At 67.9% G+C, this 6,227-nt stretch carries 7 protein-coding genes and 5 pseudogenes; 6 read left to right on the plus strand and 6 right to left on the minus strand.

The window, feature by feature from the left end; translation table 11 throughout:
• Positions 1-139: 139 nt before the first annotated feature.
• Together ACIBBH_RS17840 and ACIBBH_RS17845 are read left to right on the plus strand one after the other, a co-directional pair.
• Positions 140-274, plus strand: a complete 135-nt coding sequence (locus tag ACIBBH_RS17840; RefSeq protein ID WP_399405531.1) for a hypothetical protein — start codon at positions 140-142, stop codon at positions 272-274.
• A gap of 197 nt (positions 275-471) precedes the next feature.
• Positions 472-591: pseudogene (locus tag ACIBBH_RS17845) on the plus strand (transposase); the annotation flags it as partial.
• Positions 592-635: 44 nt separating this feature from the next.
• Here ACIBBH_RS17845 and ACIBBH_RS17850 read toward each other — a convergent pair.
• Both ACIBBH_RS17850 and ACIBBH_RS17855 read right to left on the minus strand, forming a co-directional pair.
• A pseudogene (locus ACIBBH_RS17850) lies at positions 636-1,022 on the minus strand (transposase); the annotation flags it as partial.
• Positions 1,023-1,176: 154 nt separating this feature from the next.
• Entirely contained in the window at positions 1,177-1,311 is a 135-nt protein-coding gene (locus tag ACIBBH_RS17855; protein ID WP_399405563.1) for a hypothetical protein, read from the minus strand.
• 123 nt (positions 1,312-1,434) lie between these two features.
• On the opposite strand from ACIBBH_RS17855, the pseudogene ACIBBH_RS17860 reads away from it, so the two are divergent.
• Positions 1,435-1,742 (plus strand): annotated as a pseudogene (locus ACIBBH_RS17860) (helix-turn-helix transcriptional regulator); the annotation flags it as partial.
• A gap of 197 nt (positions 1,743-1,939) precedes the next feature.
• A complete protein-coding gene (locus tag ACIBBH_RS17865) occupies positions 1,940-2,209 on the plus strand; it encodes an ATP-binding protein (RefSeq protein ID WP_399405555.1) in 270 nt (89 codons plus the stop codon).
• A 182-nt stretch (positions 2,210-2,391) separates the two neighbouring features.
• Here ACIBBH_RS17865 and ACIBBH_RS17870 read toward each other — a convergent pair whose 3' ends face one another.
• Entirely contained in the window at positions 2,392-2,808 is a 417-nt protein-coding gene (locus ACIBBH_RS17870; RefSeq protein ID WP_399405533.1) for a hypothetical protein, read from the minus strand.
• 164 nt (positions 2,809-2,972) lie between these two features.
• Here ACIBBH_RS17870 and ACIBBH_RS17875 point away from each other — a divergent pair, with 164 nt between their 5' ends.
• Positions 2,973-3,458: a kinase gene (locus tag ACIBBH_RS17875; RefSeq protein WP_399405557.1), complete on the plus strand. Its 486-nt coding sequence runs from the start codon at positions 2,973-2,975 to the stop codon at positions 3,456-3,458.
• Between the two features lie 172 nt (positions 3,459-3,630).
• Here the strand turns inward: ACIBBH_RS17875 and ACIBBH_RS17880 are convergent.
• Positions 3,631-3,744: pseudogene (locus ACIBBH_RS17880) on the minus strand (repressor LexA); the annotation flags it as partial.
• 114 nt (positions 3,745-3,858) lie between these two features.
• Here ACIBBH_RS17880 and ACIBBH_RS17885 point away from each other — a divergent pair.
• A pseudogene (locus ACIBBH_RS17885) lies at positions 3,859-4,396 on the plus strand (hypothetical protein).
• Here the strand turns inward: ACIBBH_RS17885 and ACIBBH_RS17890 are convergent.
• Positions 4,353-5,141, minus strand: a complete 789-nt coding sequence (locus ACIBBH_RS17890; RefSeq protein WP_399405534.1) for an IS5 family transposase — start codon at positions 5,139-5,141, stop codon at positions 4,353-4,355. The pseudogene ACIBBH_RS17885 and the gene ACIBBH_RS17890 sit on opposite strands and share 44 nt — an antisense overlap.
• A 573-nt stretch (positions 5,142-5,714) precedes the next feature.
• The coding region (locus ACIBBH_RS17895; RefSeq protein ID WP_399405536.1) for a transposase at positions 5,715-6,227 on the minus strand (513 nt) is incomplete at its 5' end.

Raw genomic sequence — 6,227 nt, forward strand, 5'->3', positions numbered from 1 at the left:
TCACAGCCCGCAGCGGGAAGGCCACCAGCATGTGTGCCAGTCGCGCCAGGACTGCGGGTCACACAGGGCGTGCAGCCGGCGCACGGGTCCAGTGCCACGCCCCGACGACCTGTAGTGGTGCGGCGGCAGCCCGCGACCGGTGACCACCGCGACCTATCCGCGCTCCACCCCGGCGAAGGCCCTGGCGATGACCAGGGAGGCCACCAGGATCGGCAGCCCGAGCAGGACGGCGAAGCTGGCCTCTCCGGCCGTGAAGCCGTCACGGCGATCATGAACGCGGCTATGCCCGTCGGCAGCCCTGAGAGGAGATAGCTCAGTTCGCGGCCGAAGCGGCTGGCGCGGCCGCCCCTGGCGGCGCCCCATGCGACCGGCTCGGCGGCATGTGGCGCCGTGAGCGGTGAAGTCGTCTCGGTCATGGCTCCACCCTCCTGTGCGCCGAGCGGCGTGCCCATCCGGACCACCCTCCACCTACTGGCCAGCGAGGCATCGTTCGCCGCTCTGTGCGGCGTCAGCCCCGTCGAGCAATCTTCCGGAAAGACCCAGCGTCGCAGGCTGAACCGCGGAGGCAACCGGCAGGTGCCGGCGAGTATCGCCTTGAGCTGGTTCTTCGTCTGCGTTCGGGCCTTGACGGCCGACTCCTTCGCCAGCCCGAGCACGCGCATTTCGGCCGCTGGGCCCTCACCGGTCTTGGGTATGACGTCGGCGCGTGCGGACAGCACCGCGCGGGCGGCGGCCTCCGCATCGACGGCCTCGGTCTTGCCGCGCTTGCTACGCAAGGCGCGGTCGGGCTGATTGACCTCGACGACGTCGATGTCCTCCCGGCTCAGGAAGCGTGTCAGGCCCGATCCGTTGGATCCGGTGCACTCCACACCCGCTCGGATCAGGGCGCCGAAAGGGCGTGCCCAGGCCAGGAGTTGGCGGTATCCGGCGACGGTAACCGGGAACTCCTGGTGAGCCAGGAGCACCCCGAGTATCGGTGGTCGAGACCCGCGCGTAGCCGATGAACATGCGTCGGAATCCATTGGCCGGACCGGTTCACCGACGTTGATTGCCGACGCGAGCTGCCGACACTCACCGCAGTGAGTGTCGGCAGACGGTCGTTTGCCGGCATTTGAGTTTCACCGTGACACGGGCGAGGCCGCTGCCTGCCTGACCGTCAGTCGGCTGGCCGGGTCTTCAGTGTCGGCCGCGGTCGAGGGCGGCGACCTCGCGTAGGGCCTCGGCGACGGCCGGAAAGTCCTTCTTCAGGATCGCATCGTGGTTGCTGGCGACCTTCGCGCTGATCTTGATGTTTGGATTGCGGGCGGTCACCGCGTCGAGGCTGGCGCGGATCCGTACCTGCTCATCACCCTTGCTTCCGAGGGACGTCCCCGAAGCAACCACGTATCGCGCCGGGGACGGTGATGTTGTCCAGTACGGGCCCAGCTCGCGCTCGCGGTCTTGGACGCCGATCAGTTCATCGATGCTCCGGAACGCGTCGCCGGTGGCGGGACCGCCATGGACCCAGCCGTTATCGCCAAGTTGCTGTCCAGCGGGTCCTCGAAGCGTCGGCTCGAACGGCTCACCGAACGCGAACCTCCGTGCTCGGCCTCATGGCCGAAGGATTGTCCAATCAGGCCATCGGCCAGCGGCTCTTCCTCAGCGAAAGCGCCATCAGCAAATACCCGACCCCCCTGTTCGGCAAACTCGGCATCACCGTTGACAACAACAACCGCGTCCTCGCCGTCCTCACCTGCCTGAATACCCATGACGCCTCTCGGCTCCATCGCAGTCGGCATTTCATAAGTGGTCCATCTTGCAACATCCGGGCAGGACGGACGTTCCCGCAGGCCACCGTTTCACCGGTCGTTTCCTTCCTATTGACCGATGAAACGCACTCGCGAAACGATCTGTCGTGATCACCGACACGTACAAGCTCGTCGAAGCGCACAAGTGCCCGATGTTCATTTTGTCTGGACGAGTCGGCTACCTCGACCTGGACAAGACCGGTGCGGAGCTGCTGTTCCAGGTGTTCACCGAGCGCGAGGAACGACGGGCCATCGCCGTCGCCTCCAACGCTCCGTTCTCGGAGTGGAAACAGACCTTCACCGAGCCGCGGCTCTGCGCGGCAATCGTGGACCGGGTCACCTTCAACGCACACATCGTGGAGACCGGCACCGACAGCTTCCGCCTTGCCCAGACCCAGGAGAATCGACGACGCCGAACCTGACCGACCGGTGGGTCCGGGATCAACCACTGATCCCGGACCCACGTCCTGGCGACGTCAGTCGCCCTGGTCGTCACCGCCGCGGCGGAAGTCACGCCTTGTCCATGCTGGCTGCCTGCGGATTCGCCGCCATCGTGGTCTCGCCGGGCGCAGGCGTCCCCTACCGGCGCCGCCGTGCGACGTCTTCATCTGGTCAGAGTCTCGAAGCCGGAGTCATCGCAGTAGGACACCGCACGGCGTTCAGCGTCTGTGTCGCCGCCGACCGCCATAACGGTGTCATCGAGGATGTGGCTGCCGACGCGGTCAAGCCCCCTATGATCCAGCAGCTTCGCGGCGGAGATGACCGCATGCCCTTCAACGTCGGCGTCGCTGGACTGGGACGACTGGACTCTCTGTCCGTTCGCGTCGACGCTTCCAGTAGTGACGTTCCTGATGCGCTGCCAGGCTCCCAGCTCGGTGCAGTAGTTCCGTTGCCACTCCTTGGCTTGCTCGGAGTCGTAGGACGAGCAGCTGCTCGTCAGGCTGGCGACAACGACAGCCGTCGCTGCTGCTCGTGTGACTCTTCGCGTGCTTCTACAGCTTCGCATGCTGTTGCGCTGCATGGATATCCCCTCCCGGAAGCAACCACTGAAGAGTATGGATCAAGGAGCTGTCTACCGTGACGGCACACGCCCCGCCATGACCCCGACCACAGCCGCGCGCCCCCTCCATGGCCGGTCAAACGCACAGCCCTCTGGGGCCGCGGGCCGGTAGCGTGCCGCAGGTGATGGTGGGCACCGAACAGACCCGGCTGGTCGTGCTGCGGGGCAACAGCGCTACGGGCAAGTCGTCCGTCGCGGTCGGCATCCGTGACAAGTTCGGCCGCGGCCTGGCCCTGGTCGGCCAGGGCAACCTCCGCCGCATCGTGCTCTGCGAACGCGACCGGCCGGGAGCCGCGAACATCGGCCTGCTCGACCTGACAGCCCGCTACGTCCTGGACGCCGGGTATCACGTCGTCGTCGAAGGCATCCTCTATGCCGACCGCTACGGCGACATGCTTGCCCAGCTGCGCGCCGACCACCGCGGCCCGACCCGCGGCTATTACCGGGACGTGCCGTTCGCTAAAACCCTCGCTCGGCACGCCATCAAGCCGATCGCCGATGACGTCAGCGAGACGCAGCTGCGCGACTGGTACCGCTCACGCGATCTACTGCCTGGCGGAGTCGAGACCGTCATCGGCGCCGACAGCGCCCTGGACGAGACTGTCGGATGAGCAGCCCGTTGTCGAGGTACGTTGTCGAGCAGTCCCCTTGGACGCCGCGTCCCGCCGTGCGCTGCGTCCGGGGGGCACATGACTGAGACGCCACTTCTGATGGCGGCACACCGCACAGGACCGGCTGGTTCGTCATCCTTGCCGCGCCGTCTGCCATCTCGTCCTTCGTGGCTCACAAGCGGCGCATGACCGCGACGACCTTGCCGAGGATGGAGGCTGCATCGCCGCAGATCGGCTCGTAGGCGTCATTCTCCGGCATGGGCCACACAGCTTCACCCTCTCGCCTGAGGAGCTGTTGTCTTTGCGGACGTGATCGGTGCGTTTCCGCTGGTCGGGCATGGGATCGGTGATTCGGTGGGAGTGGTGGCCTGTCGGGTTGTCGTTTCCCGGGAGGTCGCGGATGCCGTCGGTGAATTCGGAGTGCTGGAACAACACGAGCTGGCTGCCCGTCGTCAAGTCGACGGGCTGCGTGAGGAGGCCGGCCGCATCCAGGCCGAGCTGGCCGCGGCCGAGCTGGAGTGGCAGGAGTGGGTGATCGCCCGCAGGCGGGTCGACACGGTGCTGGCTCCGGGTCGGCGGTAGCCCCGCGGACATGGAGATCACCCCGGATCCGCAGGACGCGGTCATGAAGCCGGCGCCCCGGGAGGCGGCGAGGCCGAAGTCGCAGGTGCCAGTGTGGCGCCAAGGCTGGCCTGGTCGCTGCTGTCGGTGGGCTACCAGCGCATCCTCAAGGTGCTCGCGGACCGGGCCGGGCTCCGTCAAGGGCCGTTGACCTGCCAGGAGATGGCCGCGGGCTTCGGCATGGACGTGGTGCCGGCGCGGGTGGAGGCACTGCGGTCGAAGGTGAAAGGCCTGGTCGCCCGGGGCTGGGTGGCCGAGCCGCGCCGGGCCGGTTCACGCTGGCTGCGGGCGTGAGCGGGCCGGGCGGCGGGTCATGAGCAGGCTCATCGACCAGTAGATCATCGCCTCGGCGCTGGTGGTGCGGCGCTCGAAGTCGCGTGCCAGGCGGCGGGTGCGCATGAGGTGGGCGAAGAGGCGCTCGACGATCCACCGCTTGGGCAGCACCACGAACCCCTTGTGGTCGTCGCTGCGCTTGACGATCGCCAGGACCAGGGCGAGCGTGGCCGGGCAGTACTCGACGAGGCTGCCGGTGTAGCCGCCGTCGGCCCAGACCAGGGGAGGCTGGTGGTGCGCGTCGGCCACCTGCTCGAGCAGGACCTGTGCGGCTGCGCGGTCGCCGGTGTCCGCGGCGGTGACCATTACCCCCAGCAGCAGACCGAGTGTGTCGACCACGACATGCCGCTTGCGGCCGTTGATCAGCTTGCCGCCGTCGAAGCCACGGCTGTCCGAGCCGACGACGGCGTCCGCCTTGACGGACTGCGAGTCGATCACGCCGGCCGTCGGCTCCGCGTCCCGCCCCTCCCTCTCGCGGATCCTCGATCGCAGCCGGTCGTGGAACTCCTTGACGGGCGTGGTCGCGCCAGCGGCGGAAGAATCGTAGACCCGGTCCCACGGCGGGAAGCCGGCAGGCACGGCCCGCCACTTGATGCCGTTGTCGACCAGGTAGCGGACCGCGTCCAATATCGCTCGGTGGCAGTACGCCTGCGGCTGTCCGCCCCGGCCGCGCAGCCAGCCGGGCACCGGCAGCAGCGGCCGGACCTCGGCCCACTCCGCGTCCGTCATGTCCGAGGGATACCGCCGGACAGGTTCCGGGTGATCGGCCGCATTCCCGAACCGGTGAGCGACGCAATCACACGTCGCTGCGGCCGAGTGGAACTCCATCGGCGCGAGCGCGTACAACTGCGGCAACAGGGTCTCCTGGATCTCGGTTGGCTTCGCAACCCCGAGCTACCAAGAGGCCCTGCCTTCATGCCCGCGGCCATTGGCGATCACCCGATCGAGACTCCCGTTCGACGCACACCCCTCAACATCGGAACGACAACAGCTACTGAGACAGTGAGGTCACCTGCAACCAGCCGCACGCCTGGTCAGTCCTGACAGGCATGAGCCCTCGTCTGTCTCGGCGCCAGGCCGAACAGCGCGGACTGCGCCTGTGGCCGGTCGGCCGCGCCCTGACCCTTGCTTTCACCGCCGCAATCCTGGTCGCCGCCACGGTGTTCTACACCGCATGGGGCCTGCTCGGCGCCCGGGAACTGAAGCCCGAACACCGCATCGACTCCCAGACGCTTTTCGACCTGGTCAAACTCTTCTTCGGCGCAGTTGCCGGAGCCGGCGCCTGGTCGCCCTCGTCGTCGCCTACCGCCGCCAGCGCGTCGACGAAGACGGAGCCCAGCGCGACGCCACCCGCCTGCACACCGAATGCTTCACCACCGCCGTCTCCCAACTCGGCGACGACTCCGGCGCCATCCGCCTGGGCGGCGTGCACGCCCTGGCCGGCCTGGCCGACGATGGTGGGGTCTCACCCTTGCGGGCCGGGCGCAGCAGCCGTACGCCCTGCTCTGCCAGCTGCTGCTCGAACTGGCGGCCGTAGTAGTTCTTGTCCGCGAGCAGGGTCTGGCCCGGCCGGGCGTGGAGCAAATCGGGTTCGGTGGCGAAGATGTCGAGCAGGACATCACACTCGACTGCCTTGGCCCCAGCCAGGGCAAAGGCAACCGGCAGGCCGTGCGGGGTGCGGATCAGGTGCAGTCGCAGGCCCCAGAAGAACCGGCTGTGGCTGGCGCAGTAGCCGTACTCGGCCCAGCCGGCCAGGTCGGAGCGCTTGACGGTCTCCTTGGAGCGGCCGCATTCCACCGGGGTGGAGTCCACGAT

Source organism: Streptomyces sp. NPDC051636 (assembly GCF_044453765.1).
Lineage (GTDB): Bacteria > Actinomycetota > Actinomycetes > Streptomycetales > Streptomycetaceae > Streptomyces.